This is a genomic window from Catenulispora pinistramenti (genome assembly GCF_018274385.1).
Lineage (GTDB): Bacteria > Actinomycetota > Actinomycetes > Streptomycetales > Catenulisporaceae > Catenulispora > Catenulispora pinistramenti.
The window spans coordinates 24,724-39,808 of record NZ_JAAFYZ010000080.1 but is presented as its reverse complement, the minus strand read 5'-3'; the positions used below and the strand labels follow the sequence as shown (position 1 = coordinate 39,808).

The following is a 15,085-nucleotide window of genomic DNA, read 5'->3' as shown; positions in this document are numbered from 1 at the left end:
GGGTGGGGGTGCTGTCTTTGGGCGTGAGGTGGTGGAGCGGCATCTGGACTACTGCTTGGCGGCTGGGTTGACGATCTCGGGGATCAATGCCGAGGTCATGCCGGGGCAGTGGGAGTTCCAGGTGGGGCCGGCCGGGCCGGTGGAGGTGGCTGACCATTTGTGGGTGGCTCGGTATCTGTTGCTGCGGGTCGCGGAGGAGTTCGGGGTGGCCGTCTCCTTTGATGCGAAGCCGCAGAAGGGGGATTGGAACGGGGCTGGGGCGCACACGAACTTCTCTACGCGGGCGATGCGGGAGTCGTACGATCCGATCATCACTGCGTGTGAGGCGTTGGGGGACGGGGACAAGCCCGCGGAGCACGTGCGTGCTTATGGCGCCGGTATCGAGGAGCGGCTGACCGGGGCGCACGAGACCGCGCCCTGGCACCAGTACAGCTACGGCGTGTCCGACCGGGGTGCGTCGGTGCGGATTCCGTGGCAGGTCGAGGTGGACAAGAAGGGGTACATCGAGGATCGGCGGCCGAATGCGAACGTCGATCCGTACGTCGTGACCCGGCTCATCGTCGACACCTGTTGCAGCGCGTTGGAGAAGGCCGGGCAGGTGTGAGGTGAAATAGGGCAAAAGCTTGTCAAACCTCCCCGTGGGGGCTTCCGGTCCGGTCGGATCGGGAGCCCCCACGGGTGTTTGCGCGTGTTCGGTGCGTGACAAATGACTTCGAAGACAACCTCGGCGCCCCTTCCCGCGTCCCGAATATGGTTTGCGGGGTATTCAGCCACACAGGAGTCAAGGTGCCTAACTTGTCTCGTCGCGAGCTCGGGCTGCTCGGGATGGGAGTACTGGCGGTCGGCGCGTTCGGTGCCGACGGCGCCGTCACCACTGCCCAGGCCGACCTGGTCGAGCGTCCGGCGCAGCTGGCCGGCCGGGTCGCGTTTCTGCAGGTCGTCGCGCATCCGGACGATGACCTGTACTTTCTGAACCCGGATATCGCCGACTCGGTGCGGACCGGGGCCGAGGTGACGACCGTGGTCCTGACCTCGGCTGAGGCCGGGGGTGGTGCGGCCTTCGCGGCGGCGCGGCAGCACGGGTTGCGGTCGGCGTACGCGCGGATGGCCGGGGAGCAGGATGACGCGCCGTGGCGGCGCAGCGTGCTGGTCACCCGGGGTGGCGAGGCCGAGTTGTGCGAGCTGGGGTCCGACTCGCGGGTGCGGCTGGTCTTCCTGGACATCGCGATGGGCGGCTATACCGGGTCCACGCCTGGCGATGAGAACCACACGCCGTTGGCCGCGCTGTTCCACGGCACCGAGACGACCCGGCCGGTCCTGAAGCCGAGTGAGAGTGCCATAACCGGCGGGGTCTACACGCGGGACCAGCTCGTCGGCACCCTCACCGACCTCATGGACCGGTTCCTGCCCACCGTGGTGCGCACGATGGACCCCGATCCGGAGCGCCGCAGCGGGCCGAAGGAGCGGGCGTGGCTCACCGACTCCGGCGTCCACACCGACAACGAGGACCACACCGCGACCGCGTGGTTCACCTATGCCGCGTACGCCGACCACCGGGCCCGCCGCGGCCCCTCGGTCGTGCGCCTGGACGCCTACGTCGGCTACGGCAACGCGCGCTGGCGCCACAACCTCGGCGGGGCCAGCGAGCGCGAGAAGCTGCGCCTGCTGGGTGTCTACGGCTGGGCCGACCAGCGTAACTGCGGTGACCCGGTGGGCTGCGGCGACCGCACGGTCGGCGGGAACGCGGCCCGGCCCGGCTGGTCGCAGAGCACGAACCTGCGCCACGTCGGCACCACCGACTGGCTGCGTCTGGGCCCGGACGGCCGGCTGCGCGCCTTCGCCGCGATCGACGGCCGGGCGGTGGTCTGGACCGAGACCGCGGCCGGCAGCGGCGCTTTCGGGCGCGGCGTGGGGATCGAGAAGGCGCGGCTCAGCCACCAGAACACCGCCGCATCGCTGACCCCTCATCTTGAGGTAGCAGTCGCCGGTGACCGCCGCGTGCAGCTCGTCGGCCTGCGGGCCACGACCGATCCCGACCAGGGGACCTGGCGGGAGGAAGTGGTCGTCGCCGAGGAGCGGTCCGACGGCGGCTTCACCCCGTGGACCAGCCTGGGCACCCCGATCGGACCGGTGACAAAGGACGCCACCGCCGTCGGCTGCCCGGCCGCCGTGGTCGACGGCCGCGGCACGCTCCACGTCTTCGCCCGCAACGCCGACATGTCAGTGTCCTGGCGGCACCGCGACCTGACGACGCCCGGCGCGCGCTGGACCGACTGGCGGGACATCGGCGGCCACCGGGTGCGGGACGGCCTGACCGCGGCGGTCACCCGGAACGGTGACGTGGAACTGCACGCGGTCAGCCACCAACTCTGGACCTGGCACATCGCGGCCGGCGGGGCCGGCGACCCGGAGGTCACCCATTCGGCGCTACCTCCAATGGGTGATCCGCCGACCGTCCACCCGCTCCGCGGCGGCGGGGCGCTGCTGGCCACCCGCGCGGCCGACACCGGGATCCTGACCCTGATGTCCCGGCCGTCCGGCGGTGCCTGGCGCCCGGGGGACACCGCGGCGGACGCCGCCCTCGGCGGCCAGGGCGGGTTCGGTGTCGTCGCGGTCCAGCCGCACGTCGGCGGCGCCTTCCTGGCCCAGCGCGGCGAGCGCGGGCTGGTCGAGGTGGTCTGGCAGCCGCGGGTCGGGGTGGCCGACGGGGTGCGGCGCTGGCTCAGCGGACCCGGGCCGATCCTGCGCCCCTCGCTGACCGTTGACGCGCACGGCCTGGTCGTGGCGGCGGCCATCGGACCGGACGGCTCGCTGTACACGGCCCGGATAGATGCCCGTGACCTCCCGCGGACGTTGCAGTGGAGGCCCTGGGCGCTGGCCTGAAGGACCTGAAGGGAAGGTCTAGATCTAGATCCAGCGAGGTCTAGTACGACTGCAACTCGATCAGGTTCCCCTCGGGATCCCGCAGGTGCGCGGTCCGCAACGTCGGACCCCAATCTGGACGGTCGGTGGGCGCCACGACCAGCGTCCCCCCGTGCCGTACGCAGAGCTCGGCCCCGGCGTCCACGTCGTCGACCCGGCAGACGAACATCGTGTGGTCCTGGGCCGGCGCCGCGCTCGCGGGCAGCGCCCCGGTCCCGACGACGGCGGCCAGGGTCGCCCGGTCGTAGAGCACCAGGACGGCCTGGTCGTCGACGTCCCAGTTCGCGTATGGCCCGGCCGACGTGCCCTTGCGCAGCTTCGCGCCGAGCATTTCGGGGAGGACGGCTTGATAGAAGTCGAACATATCTGCGAAGCGGGTCACCAGCAGGCGGGGGTGCAGGGCGTCCATGGCGTCTCCAAATTAGTGGGTGTTCACCCATGATAGGTCGGCGCCTATAGTCATACCATGGATGATCTGCGTGCGGTGCCGCCTTCGCTGACCGGCCTGACCACCTACCTGTTGTCGCGGACCGGCAAGAGCGCGCGGGGGCGGCTGGCCGGGCGGTTCGCCGAGCGGGGGCTGCGGCTGTGGCACCACGCGGTGCTGGCGGCGCTGGCTGATTTCGGGCCGCACGTGCAGCGGGACCTCGCGGCCCGACTGGGCATCGATCCCAGTGACATGGCGAAGATCGTGGATGAGCTGGCCGGAGCCGGCTACATCGAGCGCGCCCGCGACACCGCTGACCGGCGCCGCATCACCGTCACGCTCACCGACGCCGGCCGCGCGCTCCTCGCCGAGTTGGACGCGGACGCCGAGGCTGTGCAGGACGAGATCCTGGACCCGCTCACAGACGATGAGCGGGAGCACCTGAACGCGCTGCTCCGGAAGGTGTTCACACATCTGGAGAACTGAGCCGGCCGCGACTGGGTGGGGGAAATGGGCCAACTGTCCGATAGGGTTTCCACGGCCGTCGCGCTCCCTGGGCTTGGAGAGCGCGGCGGTTTCGTGCCCTTGCTCCCGTGGTCGAACTCCGTGGTCGAACTCTGTGACCTAACTCTGTGACCTAACTCCGTGGTCGAACACAGTGCCCACACAAAAGCCCGCCCGAGCCGACTCACCAAGAGTCGTACCCGGACGGGCTGGGATCCCCGCATCCAGCACGCGGACTGCGGACGCGTGCCGGCATCCCCCCGGTAGGCCGGCGCTATAGGCGGATCCCCCCGCAGACCGACGCCGGCGCCACCGGCACCCATGGGCCGCGCGGCAGCTGCCGCACCCGTACCTGCTCGATGCCCCTGCCGCCCGGTGAGGCCCAGGTGCACTGGCCGTAGTACTCCGCGTCCCCCTGGCTGGTGAAACCGTCCTGTACGGACTGCATCTCCCCGTCGGTCCGGGTGAACTCGACGGCCCAGTTCTCTGAGTCCTGAGTCGTTAGCACGGCGAGTCCTCCTGAAGTCCGCCTTGGTTTCGGTAACTGGTCCTCATCATCGCGCCGCGTGATGGGATGATGTGTGATGCGACATTTTCTCCCGGTGACGCTGGGAGGAAAAGGTCTGGGTCCCGCTCCCCGCGCGGTGGCGCGCCACATTCGACAGTACGGGAGCACCGTCGCGTGACGGGTCCGGACTGTTTGCCGGGCCGCCCGCCGAGGCAGGGATTGCCGAACGATGAGCAGGAAACCCAGGAGCCTGAAACAGATTCAGGCCCAACTGTCCGACCAGCTGCGCGCCACCGAGCACTCCTGGGCCGAGATCGGCCGGGAGTTCCAGCGGCGGTTCCACGTCAACGCGCGGGTCGCGATGCGGCAGGCCCGCGGGTGGACCCAGCCCGAGGCGGCGGAGCGCTGGACCCGGCGCTGGCCGGATGATCCGAAGACGTTCAAGAACTTCTCCTACTGGGAGGCCTGGCCCAGCTCCACCGGCTACGCGCCGTCGCTGGAGGTGCTGGACCGGATGGCGCAGCTGTACGAGTGCAGCGTCGCCGATCTGTTGTCGGACCTGGACGACTACGGCGCCAAGAAGCGGCCGGTGTTCAGCCAGATCCGCGAGCCCGGCCAGGCCGTCGGCGGGGTGCCGCCGTCCCGTCAAGCGCCGCAGCCGCACGCACTTGCGGCTGCGGCCCCCCATCCGGCTCCCGGCCCCGGGGCGCGGTTCGATCCGTACTTCGGCCCGCCGCCGCCCCGGCCGGCCGACGAGCTCGGGGCGAACCCCGGCGAGCTGCTCTCCTCGATGTCCGCGGTCGCCGAGATCAGCTCCCTGATGGAGTCGCCGGACGGCGGGAACAGCCTGTCCCGGCGCTCGGCGCTGCTGAATCTGAGCAGCCTGTTCGCGGTCGCCGCGGCCGCGCCGCTGGCCGGCGCCGGCGCCGACGAGGTCGCGCCGCCCAGCCCGGCCGGCCGGGTGGACGGGCCGATGATCGAGAACACCGGGCTGATCGTCGGGGGCCTGCGCCAGCAGAACGCCGCGCTGGGACCGTCCGCGACAGTGCAGACAGGGCTCGCGGTGCGCGCCATGATGGAATCCGTGGTGAAGGACGCCCCGTCGGGGCTGACCGGCCAGGCCTGGGTCGTCTACGGCGACCTGGCCCACCTGCTGGGCTGGATGATGTTCAACATGGGCCAGGACGAGGCGGCCCGGTTCTACTACGACGACGCGCGCAAGGCCGCCTACCAGGCCGACGACTACGAGCTGGCGGCGAACATCCTGGCCGCGCAGGCGCATCTGAGCATGTCCGCCGGCGACCACCAGACCGCGATCGACCACGCCCAGGCCGCCGAGGAGGCGGCCAAGCGCAGTCCCAGCCGCCGCGCCAAGGCCTACGCCGCCGACATGACGGCCCGGGTCTACGCCTCGGCCGGCCAGGGCGCGCGGAGCCTGGCGGCGCTGGAGCGGGAGCGCAAGCAGATGCAGCGCATCGACTGGGCCGAGCCGGCCGCCGAGCGCTGGGGCTTCTACGGTCCGGCGTTCTACTGGGCCCGGGAGAGCGAGTGCCACCTGCTGCTCGGGCACCCGGTCGAGGCCGCCGACGCAGGCGCCTTGGCGCAACAGCGGTTCAACCCGGCCTACCTGCACAACAACGCGATGGCGCTGGCCCGCCGGGCCCAGGCCCAAGTGCAGTTCGGCGACGTCCCGGCGGCCTGCCGGGCGCTGGCCGAGGCGGCCCGGATGGCCACCCTGGCCGGCTCGGTCCGGCTCACCACCGAGATGACGCGCGCCCGCGAGCAGCTGGCGCCTCACGAGAGTGAATCGATCGTGCAGGCACTGGACGTCCGCATGGCCAAGTACCGCCGACAACGCGGTTCGGCCGACACGCCGGGGCGGGCCTCGGCTAGTGTCGAAGAGGTCTTATAAAGCCGCGCTCGAAAGCGGTAGTACGCGCGCAGGAAAAGTGCACCCCACTTCCCCAAGGAGCACCCCACGATGACCGACCCGACCGGAGCGCACGCCGGGAACGACGTGGACGCCATCTTCGACGACCTCCCGTCGAACATCGACACCGACGTGTTCAGCGTCGCGCGGCTGTACGACTTCCTGCTCGGCGGCAAGCACAACTTCGCCCCGGACCGGGACTTCGGACGGCGGCTGCTGGCCATCGAGCCGAACGGCCGCGTGATCCTCCAGCAGAACCGCTACTTCCTGGCCCGGGCGATGAAGGTGATGCTGGCCGACGGGGTCCGGCAGTTCCTGGACCTGGGCAGCGGGATCCCGACCCAGAACTACGTGCACGAACTCGCGCACACCGTGGACCCCGCCGCGAAGATCGTCTACATCGACAGCGATCCGGCGGCGGTGAGCCACAGCAACTACATCCTCAAGGGCGACCCGAACTCCGGCGCGGTGCTGGGCGACATGGTCGACGCCGAGCGGGTGCTGGGCGACCCGACCGTCAAGTCGCTGATCGACTTCGACCAGCCGGTCGGGCTGACCGCGCTGGCCGCCTGGCACTTCGTCGGCGACGGCGACAACCCGGCCGGCGTGCTGCAGACCTACCGGCGGATGCTGGTGCCGGGCAGCTATCTGGCGCTGACCCACGCCACCATCGACGGCGCCACCGGCGATCTGGTCCGCAATGTGCAGAGCCAGTACCAGTCGGTGATGAAGAACCCGTCGCCGCGCACCCGCCAGGAGATCGCCGCCTTCTTCGAGGGCTTCAAGATCCTGGAGCCGGGGATCGTGAACCTGCCGGCCTGGCGTCCGGAGAAGCCGGAGGACGCCGAGGGCGCGGAGAACATCTGGTTCTACGGGGTGCTGGGCAAGCTCATCGCGGCCTGATCTGGAGCAGCTCTGATCTGGACCGGCCCTGATCTGGACCGGCCCTGATCTGGACGGGCTCTGATCTGGACGGGACCTGATCCGGATCCGGGCCAGGCCTAATCCGGACCCGGACCCGGACCAGGCCTGTTCCTCAAGCCGCCCGCACCCTCACGCCACCCGGCTCCGGTCCGGCGCGATCAGCTCCTCCAGATCGACGTAGAACCGGCCGGAGGCACAGGGGCCGCCGAGCAGGATCCGCCGGGCGGCCTCGGTCACCAGCGCGCCGCCGAGCGCCACCCCGGAGGCGAGCTGCGGCCAGCTGCTCAGCGTGCGGCCGATCTTCGGGATGCTCGCGGCCAGCGCCGGGGACACCTGGTCCGGTCCGACCATGGCCAGGATCAGGTCCAGGCGCTCGGCGAAGGTGAGGTCCAGGCAGTCCTCGGCGGTCATCGGGCCGAGCAGGCCGTGCAGCAGCGGCCGGTGCGGTTCGCGGTCGAAGCGTTCGACGTCCAACAGGCCGCGGTCGTTGGCGTCCATCACCACCGGCACGCCCAGATCCCGCGCGGCCTCCCGGGCGGCGAGCTTCACCCACGGCGTGTCGCACTCCTCGACCAACAGGTCGATCGGGCCGTGGCCGCCGAGGAAGAACTCCTTGACGGTGTCCTCGGTCAGCCCGCCGGGGAAGATCTCAATGTCCAGATACGGGTCGATCTCGAACATCTGCCGGGCGGCCAGCACCGCCTTGTTCACGCCGATCTGGTGCAGCCCGGCGCGCAGCCGGTTGAGGTTGGAGACGCTCAGGGTGTCGAAGTCGGCGAGTTTGAAGGCCCCCGCGACGCCTTCCTGGGCCAGGGTCAGCGCGGCGCTGTTGCCCACCGACAGACCGATGATGCCGACCCGCTTGTCCAGCAGCCGCCGCTGATCCGGCCGGTCGATCTTGCCCCGGTTGCGGTCGGTGCGGACCAGGCGGAACTCCTCGCGGGGCAGGACGTGCACCAGGCGGCCGGACCACGGGTACCAGGCCCACGTGCCGTAGTCCCAGAGCTGCACGCCTTCGGCCTGGTCCCGGCCGGCCGCGGCCAGTGTCTCCTCGTCGAATTCGCGGTCGGGCTCGCGGGCCCGGATCAGCTCCGCCAACTGCGCCTCGATGGTGTCGGCGACTTCGCGGACCGCGCCGGTGTTCAGCAGCGCGGCCAACGCCACGCGGTCGTCGTGCCGGGTCGGCTGGAACAGGACCGGCTTCCAGCGGTGCGGATCGGACGGGCCGATCGCGGTGAGGCGTCGGGGCGCGGTGGCGCCGGCGGCCGGTGCGCGGTGCGGGACGGCGAATACGGGCTCTGAATCAGCACCGGAATTCGGTGCGGGTTCGCAGCTCAGGCCGCACTCGGGATCGGCGTCGAGGTCGGCCTCGGCCAGCAGGTCGTAGCGGAACAGCAGCCGGTAGGCGTCGACCAGGGCGGTGTGTTCGCCGGCGCCCTCATCGGCGCGGTGCAACAGGATGACGACGTCCTCGGTGTACTTCTCGACGTAGCGCCGGGTGCCGGGGACCGGGTGGAATCCGAAGCGGCCGTGGAACCGGTCCTGGCCGTCGGAGGTGCCGGAGGTGCCGATCATCGCCGCCGCGCCGAGTTCGTGCGCCGCGGCCACCGCCAGCGCGTTGAGATGCATCCCCAGGCCCAGTTTGCGGGCCCGGTGCTCGACGACCAGCCGGCTGTGTTCGAAGACCGTCTCCGGCTTCAGGTTCTCAAGGTGCAGCACTTCCTCGTAGTGCGCGGAGCCGAGGAATTCCCTGGACTGGTACAGGGATGCGGTCGCGGGTGTCAGGAGCCGGACATACCCCAGCGGCGCGCCGTGGACCCCGTCCCGGGCCCGCCGGGCCGTGAAGTGCCAGGCGCCGTGGTCCTGGGGCTGCCGGTCCGGCTGGTCGTCCGGGTGGTCGCCGGCGTGGCTGCGGAAGGCCGGGCGGCGGCCCTGGTCGAACAGGATCCGGGCGCGCAGGCTCCGCATCTCCCGGAGCGCCTCGGGAGCGGCCTCCGGATCGGCCGGGGCGCGGAAGGCGGTGAAGATCCATGGCGATTCCATGATCAAGACCATGGGATGGCGAGCCTGGCGGAGACAAGCCCGAACTGCACCTAACGGGTGAATTCTGCGCGAAAGTCCTATGTGAGTCCGGTCTGCCCCGGTCATCATCGAGCGTGTGAACACACGCGCCGCCATCGTCCAGGGAGTGGGCGGGTGCGTTCCGCCACGCTCCGTCGACAACAACGAACTGAGCACCCGGCTGGAGACTTCCGACGCCTGGATCCGGGACCGGCTGGGCATCGCCCGACGCCATGTCGCGGACGGGATGTCGACGGTCGACCTGGCCGTGGAGGCCGGTTCCCGGGCCCTGGAGATGGCCGGGTCGGGGAGCGGGTTCGGGAAGCTGGACGTGGTGTTGCTGGCCACCACGACCCCGGACCGATTATGCCCGGCGTCGGCGCCGGAGGTGGCCTCGCGACTGGGGTACACCGGGATCACGGCGTTCGACGTCAACGCGGTGTGCGCGGGCTTCGTGCACGCCCTGGCCACCGGGAACGCGCTGATCAAGGGGCACATGGCGGACCGGGTCCTGGTGATCGGCGCGGACGTGTTCACCACCCTGGTCGATCCCGGGGACCGGCTCACCGCCTCGATCTTCGGCGACGGCGCCGGGGCGCTGGTGCTGCGGGCCGGGACGCCGGACGAGCCGGGGGCGGTGCGGGCGTTCGACCTGGGCAGCGACGGGTCGCAGGTGGCGGCCGTGGAGGTACCGGGGGGCGGGGCGCGGGCCCGGCTGGGGATGCCGGTGGCGAATCAGCGGCCCTACTTGCTGATGGACGGGCCCGCGGTGTTCAAGCGGGCGGTGCACGAGATGACGGGGTCCTCGCGGCGGGCGCTGGACAAGGCCGGGTGGGAAGTGGAGTCGGTGGGGCGGTTCGTCCCGCACCAGGCCAACATCCGGATCATCCGGGGGGTCGCCGAGCGGCTGGGGATCGGCGCGGAACGCGTGGTGGCCAACATCGAGGACGTGGGGAACACGGTCGCGGCGTCGATCCCGCTGGCGCTGGCCGACGCGCACGACACCGGGCGGATGGTCCCGGGGGAGCGGGTGCTGCTCACCTCGATCGGGGCCGGGCTGGCCTGGGGGTCGGCGGTGCTGACCTGGCCGGATCTGCGGGGGAAGGCCCGGGTGTGAGCCGGGTATCAGATCCCTGACCTGAGCGCGGCCATCCGCTGCTCGAAGGGCACGACGTCCTCGAACTCCTCACGGCGCCGACCCGCGGCGGCCGGCGTGGCGGCTATCAGGTCGCCGAGCTCGGAACCGGCCCGCTCGATGCGCTCGTTCAGGCTGCTCTCCCCGGCCGAGGCCCAGTCCTCGGAGGCGGCGAAGACCGCGGTCGGGACGATGAACGCGCGCAGGTAGGCGAACATCGGGCGCAGCGCGTGGTCCAGCGCCAGCGAGTGCCGGGCGGTGCCGCCGGTCGCGGCTATCAGGGTCGGCTTGCCGGTGAGGCCGTCCTTGTCCAGGACGTCGAAGAACGACTTGAACAGACCGCTGTAGCTCGCGGTGTAGATGGGGCTGACGGCGATCAGGCCGTCGGCCCCCTCGACCGCGTCCAGCGCGGCCCGCAGCTTGGCGCCCGGGAAGCCTGCCACCATCGCCCCGGCGATGTCCAGCGCCAGGTCGCGCAGTTCCAGGACCTCGACCAGGACCTGGCGGCCCTGCGCGCCGAGCCGGGCGCGGGCCGCGTCGGCCAGCCGGTCGGCCAGGATGCGCGCGGTCGAGGGCTGGCCCAGGCCGGCGGTGACGGCGACCAGGCGGAGCGGGGCGGCGCCGCCGGCCTCGGGGTGCTGTGGCGGGGCGGGGGCCGCGTAGGCGGGCTCGGCGAAGCCCGCGTCGGCGAAGCCTGGGTCTGCGTAGCCAGAATCGGAGAAGCCTGAGTCGCCGTAGCTTGAGTCGGCGAAGCCTGGGTCTGCGTAGCTTGAGTCGGAGAAGCCTGAGTCCGCGAAGCCCGGGTCTGCGTAGCCGGGGTCGGCGAAGCCGGCGGTGCTGCCGACGGCCGCCACGTTCAGGCCGGCGCTGAAGCCGAAGCCGTCCTCGGCGTCGACCGGGGTCGGCTTCCCGCCGAACCAAGCGCTGCCGCCGGACGGCGTGAAGCCCTCGTCGCCGAACTCCGCGCTCGCCGCCTCGTAAGCACTCACGGTGCGATGGCCTCCTTCGTGTCGAACCGCGCCAGCCGCTCATCATCCCGCGCCGCGTCCGCCCCCGTGTCGGTCTCGCCGACCTTGCCGGCCGCGGCGACCAGCGAGGCGTGCGTCGGGGCGTCCGGGACGCCGGCCGGGCGGCCGATCGCGAACTCCTTACGCAGCACCGGCACCACCTGCTCGCCGAGCAGGTCGATCTGCTCCAGCACCGTCTTCAGCGGCAGACCGGCGTGGTCCAGCAGGAACAGCTGGCGCTGGTAGTCGCCGACGTAGTCGCGGAAGGACAGCGTGCGCTCGATCACCTGCTCCGGGGTGCCGACCGTGAGCGGGGTCTCGGCCGTGAATTCCTCCAGCGACGGCCCGTGGCCGTACACCGGGGCGTTGTCGAAGTATGGCCGGAATTCTCGGACCGCGTCCTGCGAGTTCTTCCGCATGAACACCTGGCCGCCCAGGCCGACGATCGCCTGCTGCTCGGTGCCGTGCCCGTAGTGCGCGAAGCGCCGCCGGTACAGCGACACCATGCGCTGGGTGTGCTCCTTGGGCCAGAAAATGTTGTTATGGAAGAAGCCGTCGCCGTAGTACGCGGCCTGCTCGGCGATCTCCGGGGACCGGATCGAGCCGTGCCAGACGAACGGCGCGACGCCGTCCAGCGGCCGGGGCGCGGCGGTGAAGCCCTGCAGCGGGGTGCGGAAGCGGCCGGACCAGTCGACGACGTCCTCGTCCCACAGCCGGCGCAGCAGCGCGTAGTTCTCCAGCGCCAGGTCGATGCCGTCCCGGATGTCCTTGCCGAACCACGGGTAGACCGGGCCGGTGTTGCCGCGGCCCAGGGTCAGGTCCACCCGGCCGTCGGCCAGGTGCTGGAGCATCGCGTAGTCCTCGGCGATCTTCACCGGGTCGTTGGTGGTGATCAGCGTGGTCGCGGTGGACAGCAGCAGCTTGGAGGTGCGGCCGGCGATCCAGCCCAGCAGGGTGGTCGGCGAGGACGGGACGAACGGCGGGTTGTGGTGCTCGCCGGTGGCGAAGACGTCCAGACCGGCCTGTTCGGCGTGCTCGGCGATGGCCGCCATGGCCTTGATGCGCTCGTGTTCGGTCGGCGCGCGGCCCGTCGTGGGGTCGGGCGTCACGTCTCCCACGGTGAAGACGCCGAACTGCATCTGGCTCACTGGGTCCTCCTTTGGTTGAAGTTTCAACAAACCCTTCAACCGAGTATGAGAAGATCGTATTCCCTGAGGTTAGGTACACCTATCTTTCAGTGCTGTCTGCTTGACCACATCCGCCACGGCACGTAGCCGACGCACAGCCCGATGGCGCAGCCGATCAAGGTGTCCAGCACCCGTTCCCGCAGCACCGCCCACGAGATGTCGTGGCCGAGCTCGTTCAGCATGGTGATCAGCGGGGTCATCACGGCGGCGTAGGCGGTGTAGTTGGCCAGCTTCAGATACGGCCGCACCGCGCCGATGGCCCCGATCAGCACCACGATGCCCCAGGTCGGCAGCACCCCGATCAACCCGCCGCCGACCAGCACGCCGATCGTCGTGCCCAGCCCGCGCTCCACGGCGCGGATCGGCGAGGCGGCCTCGTCCCGCAGCACGACCAGCGACACGGTCAGCGCGATCCAGTAGGTGTGCGCGCCGGGCCGGAAGTGCGAGACCACCTCGGCCACCGCCATCGAGGTGACCAGCCGGACCGCGTACTGCCAGCCGTGCCAGGTCCGCAGCCCGGCGCGCCACTTCTGCACGCTGCGCCGGAAAGGCCACTTCGGTCCCGGCGGCCCCTCCAGCTCGTTGCGCCACAAGGGGGACAGGGCACGGCTCAGGGCGTGGGTGCCGAGGGTGAGCGCCGCCGCGACCGCCATGCCCAGCACGACGTAGAGCAGGATGTGGCCGGGCGACTCGGGGCCGATGCCCAGATGCGCGCCGATGATGGTGAACACGACCGAGTTCGCCGCGATCCGGGCCTCCAGCGTCCCGATCCCGCCGACCAGCGCGGCGCCGAAGGCCACCAGCACGATCCAGCCGCTGGCCAGGGTCCCGTGCCGGCCGACCAGCGCCCCGAGCCAGACCACCAGCGCGCCGATCGCCGCCGAGGCCCCGACGTCCACGAACCGGGCACGCCAGCCGCCCTCGTGCCCGGCCGCGCTGATCAGCAGCGCGCCCATGACCGCGGTCAGGCCGTCGGCCAGATGGCCGGTCGCCGCCCCGATCGCGACCGGCAGCGCCAGCGCGATCCCGGACAGGACCAGCCGCGTGACGTCGATCTCGATGCGCTGGAAGCGCACCAGCCGGGCCGCGTGGTCCTTCACCGGGAGTGGATCTTTCACCCCAGACATTGGACGTGCTCGTGCCAAGGCCCGCAAGCGAGTACTAGACTCGGCGCCCGATCCGGGAAAGGTCCGATGATTCATCGATGATGGGGGGTCCAGGTGCGGGTCGCCATCCACACCCGGCTGAAGCCCGAGGGCGTCACAGGGTACGAAGAAGCGCACGACGACATCCCGCCCGAGATCCCCGAGCTGTTGCGGGCCGGCGGCTGTACCGAGTGGACGATCTGGCGCAACGGGGTGGACCTGTTCCACCTGGTCGAATGCGAAGACTGGGCAGCGCTGCGGGCGTTCATGGCAGACAAAGAGGCCGACCACGCGTGGCAGGCGCGAGTGGGGGTATTCCGCGACTTCACGTTGGTCGGCGGTGACGAGCCGCTGCCGGTGCTCTTCGAACTGTCCGGACAGTCTGAACTGCCCGGACAGTCTGAACTGTCGGACCAGCCTGGACTGCCGGAACCGTCTGAACTGCCGTAACCGCCGGAGGCCTGAGGAATGCGGATCGTCGACGCGCACCATCACCTGTGGGACCTCGCGGTCCGCGATCAAGCGTGGACCGCGGACCTGCCCGCGCTGCGCCGCAGTTTCCACCTGTCCGACCTGGCGCCGCCGGCCGCTGCCGCCGGGGTCACCGCGACCGTGCTGGTGCAGACCATCCACGCGGTGGACGAGACGCCGGAGATGCTGGCGCTCGCCGAGACGTCGGATCTCGTGGCCGGGGTGGTGGGCTGGACCGACGTGACCGAGCCGAACTTCGGCGAGCGGCTGGCCGAGCTGTTGTCCGGGGCCGGCGGGCGGTGGCTGGTGGGGATCCGGCACCAGGTGCAGGAGTTGCCGGACGGGGCCTGGCTGACCGGGACGGAGACGCTCAGGGGCCTGCGACAGCTGGCGCCGACCGGGCTGGCGTTCGACCTCATCGTGCGGGCCGACCAGCTGCCGGCGTGCGTCGCGGCGGCGCGCGCGGTGCCGGAGCTGAGCTTCGTGCTGGACCACCTGGGCAAGCCGCCGATCGCGGCCGGGGAACTGGAGCCCTGGGCCTCGGATATCAGGACCCTGGCAGAGTCGCCGAACGTCAGCTGCAAGCTGTCCGGTATGGTCACCGAGGCCGACCCGGAGCACTGGAAGCTCGCGGATCTTCGGCCGTACGCCGAGGTGGTGTTGGAGGCGTTCGGTCCCGGGCGCGTGATGTTCGGCAGCGACTGGCCGGTGAGCACGTTGGCCGCGGATTATGCACAGGTTGTGGATACCGCGAAGGAGCTCACCGCGGGGCTGTCGGAGTCGGAGCGGGAAGCGGTGTTCGGCGGAACCGCGATCAAGGTGTACGGGCTCGAATAAGCTGTGGCGCGAGGGCGAGGGCAAGGG

General features: G+C 70.9%; 13 protein-coding genes and 1 pseudogene. 8 read left to right on the top strand and 6 right to left on the bottom strand.

Translation table 11 applies throughout. From position 1 onward, the window contains the following. Together glnII and KGQ19_RS23020 are read left to right on the top strand one after the other, a co-directional pair. Positions 1 to 604: pseudogene (gene glnII, locus KGQ19_RS23025) on the top strand (glutamine synthetase); the annotation flags it as partial. 191 nt (positions 605 to 795) lie between these two features. After that, a complete protein-coding gene (locus tag KGQ19_RS23020) occupies positions 796 to 2,883 on the top strand; it encodes a PIG-L family deacetylase (RefSeq protein WP_212011322.1) in 2,088 nt (695 codons plus the stop codon). A gap of 40 nt (positions 2,884 to 2,923) precedes the next feature. On the opposite strand, the gene KGQ19_RS23015 is transcribed toward KGQ19_RS23020, so the two are convergent. Continuing rightward, the gene (locus tag KGQ19_RS23015) at positions 2,924 to 3,331 is read right to left on the bottom strand and encodes a VOC family protein (protein WP_212011320.1); all 408 of its coding nucleotides are present in this window, start codon (positions 3,329 to 3,331) and stop codon (positions 2,924 to 2,926) included. 57 nt (positions 3,332 to 3,388) lie between these two features. Between KGQ19_RS23015 and KGQ19_RS23010 the strand changes: the two genes are divergently transcribed. Further along, positions 3,389 to 3,835, top strand: a complete 447-nt coding sequence (locus tag KGQ19_RS23010; protein ID WP_212011318.1) for a MarR family winged helix-turn-helix transcriptional regulator — start codon at positions 3,389 to 3,391, stop codon at positions 3,833 to 3,835. Between the two features lie 292 nt (positions 3,836 to 4,127). Here the strand turns inward: KGQ19_RS23010 and KGQ19_RS23005 are convergent, their stop codons facing one another. Then, the gene (locus KGQ19_RS23005) at positions 4,128 to 4,361 is read right to left on the bottom strand and encodes a hypothetical protein (RefSeq protein WP_212011316.1); all 234 of its coding nucleotides are present in this window, start codon (positions 4,359 to 4,361) and stop codon (positions 4,128 to 4,130) included. Between the two features lie 229 nt (positions 4,362 to 4,590). On the opposite strand from KGQ19_RS23005, the gene KGQ19_RS23000 reads away from it, so the two are divergent. Both KGQ19_RS23000 and KGQ19_RS22995 read left to right on the top strand, forming a co-directional pair. Beyond that, positions 4,591 to 6,273, top strand: coding sequence for an NsdA family TPR-like regulatory protein (locus KGQ19_RS23000; RefSeq protein ID WP_212011314.1), 1,683 nt, complete (start codon positions 4,591 to 4,593; stop codon positions 6,271 to 6,273). Positions 6,274 to 6,342: 69 nt separating this feature from the next. After that, a complete protein-coding gene (locus KGQ19_RS22995; protein ID WP_212011312.1) occupies positions 6,343 to 7,194 on the top strand; it encodes an SAM-dependent methyltransferase in 852 nt (283 codons plus the stop codon). A gap of 150 nt (positions 7,195 to 7,344) precedes the next feature. Here the strand turns inward: KGQ19_RS22995 and KGQ19_RS22990 are convergent, their stop codons facing one another. Next, the gene (locus tag KGQ19_RS22990) at positions 7,345 to 9,258 is read right to left on the bottom strand and encodes a ThiF family adenylyltransferase (protein WP_212011304.1); all 1,914 of its coding nucleotides are present in this window, start codon (positions 9,256 to 9,258) and stop codon (positions 7,345 to 7,347) included. A 115-nt stretch (positions 9,259 to 9,373) separates the two neighbouring features. Between KGQ19_RS22990 and KGQ19_RS22985 the strand changes: the two genes are divergently transcribed. Further along, on the top strand, positions 9,374 to 10,393 hold the full coding sequence (locus KGQ19_RS22985) for a beta-ketoacyl-ACP synthase III (RefSeq protein WP_212011302.1): 1,020 nt from the start codon (positions 9,374 to 9,376) through the stop codon (positions 10,391 to 10,393). Between the two features lie 8 nt (positions 10,394 to 10,401). Here KGQ19_RS22985 and KGQ19_RS52900 read toward each other — a convergent pair whose 3' ends face one another. From KGQ19_RS52900 to KGQ19_RS52005, 3 genes are all read right to left on the bottom strand, one after another. After that, complete coding sequence (locus KGQ19_RS52900) at positions 10,402 to 11,016, bottom strand: FMN reductase (RefSeq protein ID WP_268907930.1); 615 nt, start codon at positions 11,014 to 11,016, stop codon at positions 10,402 to 10,404. A gap of 380 nt (positions 11,017 to 11,396) precedes the next feature. Continuing rightward, entirely contained in the window at positions 11,397 to 12,557 is a 1,161-nt protein-coding gene (locus KGQ19_RS22975; protein ID WP_212011324.1) for an LLM class flavin-dependent oxidoreductase, read from the bottom strand. 95 nt (positions 12,558 to 12,652) lie between these two features. Then, entirely contained in the window at positions 12,653 to 13,723 is a 1,071-nt protein-coding gene (locus tag KGQ19_RS52005; protein WP_212011298.1) for an FUSC family protein, read from the bottom strand. Between the two features lie 102 nt (positions 13,724 to 13,825). Here KGQ19_RS52005 and KGQ19_RS22965 point away from each other — a divergent pair, with 102 nt between their 5' ends. Both KGQ19_RS22965 and KGQ19_RS22960 read left to right on the top strand, forming a co-directional pair. Then, positions 13,826 to 14,200 (top strand): L-rhamnose mutarotase, encoded by a 375-nt coding sequence (locus tag KGQ19_RS22965; protein WP_212011296.1) that lies wholly within the window; start codon positions 13,826 to 13,828, stop codon positions 14,198 to 14,200. Between the two features lie 18 nt (positions 14,201 to 14,218). Further along, on the top strand, positions 14,219 to 15,058 hold the full coding sequence (locus KGQ19_RS22960; RefSeq protein WP_212011293.1) for an amidohydrolase family protein: 840 nt from the start codon (positions 14,219 to 14,221) through the stop codon (positions 15,056 to 15,058). Positions 15,059 to 15,085: the final 27 nt, after the last annotated feature.

Excerpts from the sequence above, each read along its gene's own strand:
- KGQ19_RS23015 (WP_212011320.1), bottom strand. The coding sequence starts at position 3,331 with ATGGACGCCCTGCACCCCCGCCTGCTGGTGACCCGCTTCGCAGATATG.
- KGQ19_RS23010 (WP_212011318.1), top strand. The coding sequence starts at position 3,389 with ATGGATGATCTGCGTGCGGTGCCGCCTTCGCTGACCGGCCTGACCACC.
- KGQ19_RS23000 (WP_212011314.1), top strand. The coding sequence starts at position 4,591 with ATGAGCAGGAAACCCAGGAGCCTGAAACAGATTCAGGCCCAACTGTCC.
- KGQ19_RS22995 (WP_212011312.1), top strand. The coding sequence starts at position 6,343 with ATGACCGACCCGACCGGAGCGCACGCCGGGAACGACGTGGACGCCATC.
- KGQ19_RS22990 (WP_212011304.1), bottom strand. The coding sequence starts at position 9,258 with ATGGAATCGCCATGGATCTTCACCGCCTTCCGCGCCCCGGCCGATCCG.
- KGQ19_RS22975 (WP_212011324.1), bottom strand. The coding sequence starts at position 12,557 with ATGCAGTTCGGCGTCTTCACCGTGGGAGACGTGACGCCCGACCCCACG.
- KGQ19_RS22960 (WP_212011293.1), top strand. The coding sequence starts at position 14,219 with ATGCGGATCGTCGACGCGCACCATCACCTGTGGGACCTCGCGGTCCGC.